Origin of the sequence: Mycoplasmopsis agassizii, assembly GCF_002276225.1 — a bacterium.
GTDB classification, from domain to species: domain Bacteria; phylum Bacillota_I; class Bacilli_A; order Mycoplasmatales; family Metamycoplasmataceae; genus Mycoplasmopsis_B; species Mycoplasmopsis_B agassizii_A.
This window is the reverse complement of sequence record NZ_NQNY01000027.1, coordinates 1-1,572: the sequence shown is the minus strand read 5'-3', so window position 1 is coordinate 1,572 and position 1,572 is coordinate 1. Positions and strand designations below refer to the sequence as shown.

Sequence of the window (1,572 nt, the reverse complement as noted above, 5' to 3'; positions counted from 1 at the left end):
CTTGTTTGTATTTCATATTACTTATATTATAAAAAATAACTACAACCTTTCTGTTGCAGTTATTAGGCCGATGCGGGAATACTCAAATCAAAATGATTTGAGTATTTTTAATTACTTTTTCTTAATTATTTCTAAAATTTCTTTTAACTGTTTAACAATTTCCTCGTTTTGCTTTTTTAATCCTTCATTTTGTGTTTGTAATTCAATATTCTGAACTTCTAGTTTTTCTACTTTAGAATAAAGATCTTTGTTTTGTTCTTTTACCTCTTTAACTTGAGTTTCTAGACTTTCTACTTTAGAATAAAGATCTTTGTTTTGTTCTTTTACCTCTTTAACTTGAGTTTCAAGACTTTCTACTTTAGAATAAAGATCTTTATTTTGTTCTTTTACTTCCTTAACTTGTATTTCAAGGTTATTGACTTTACCTTCGAGACTATCCACCTTAGAATTGATTCCCATATTCTGCACTCTTATTTCATTAATCTGGGCTCCTAATGATTTAATAATTCCATCTGCAGATTTCTTAATCTGTGTCATTACTCATTTCTTATCAAAAGGTTCATCATCATCTCATTCAATAATTGGACCAGGTGGTTGAACAATGATAGGTTTAGGGTCTCCTTCTGCTTCAAAATGTAATTTAGCTCTGCCTGTATCCTGATTAATATGTACTTTGTGAATTGTTTCTTCCATATCGTGAGTTTCTTTCAATGCCTTAAGCGTTTTAGTTGGATGATCAGCAGTAATTTTAAATGTCTTATTTTTCATATTAATTTAATTGTAACTAAAGAAGCCCTTTCTTTAAAAAATTTTCAGTTTTTCATATTTGAAGTAAAAATTGGTTCATGAAGATGAATCAATTTACTCGTCTTATGATTGAGAAAATGTTAGTAATTTTTCACGGTAATATTCATATTGCTGTCTTCTCATTTTAATTTCTGCAGGTAAACCTTCATTAATATCCGAAGTTAATTTGCTGAATTTATCAAGAATATTGACAATACGATTTTGCTCTTCTAGAGGCGGAACAGGAATTTCTATTTTAGAATATTTAGAAATTCAGTGTCGCTGATGATCACTTTTAGAAATTTCATAATCAATAACTTTCATGGCGTAAAAAATGTATCTAAAATTATTCTCATTGTTTTTATTAACTAATATTTTCATTGCTGATGATTTTATTTTGAAATCAAAATCGACTCAATGCATTGATGTTGTAAAATCATCAAAAATCATGACTGGATTTTCTTTTGAAGAATTATAAATTCCTTCTTTTTCATTTGTGTATCCCAAAATGAAAGTTTTTCCAGCAGTCAAAACTGGTGTTTCATATTCATTTTTATATTCATCACTTTTAACTATGAATTTAGTTGGCTGTATGAAATCAATAAGATCATTTAATTCTATTCATCTAACATTCCCTACTTTTTTACCTTCAAAATTTAAAAGATGATTTAGGTAGTAGTTATATTGTTTGTTTCTAGCTTCCAGCTCCGCTTCCAGCTCCGCTTCCAGCTCCGCTTCCAGCCTAGAGAATTCGTCCAAGACACTTACTATCTTATTTTGAATTTC

The 1,572-nt window shown here is 28.8% G+C and carries 2 protein-coding genes; both read right to left on the bottom strand.

Annotated features, from left to right (window positions below):
• Nucleotides 1-111 precede the first annotated feature (111 nt).
• Complete coding sequence (locus CJJ23_RS04895; RefSeq protein ID WP_095335217.1) at nucleotides 112-768, bottom strand: hypothetical protein; 657 nt, start codon at nucleotides 766-768, stop codon at nucleotides 112-114.
• A gap of 102 nt (nucleotides 769-870) precedes the next feature.
• Nucleotides 871-1,572 (bottom strand): restriction endonuclease subunit S (locus tag CJJ23_RS05215; protein ID WP_214608202.1); only part of this gene is annotated, 702 nt, incomplete at its 5' end.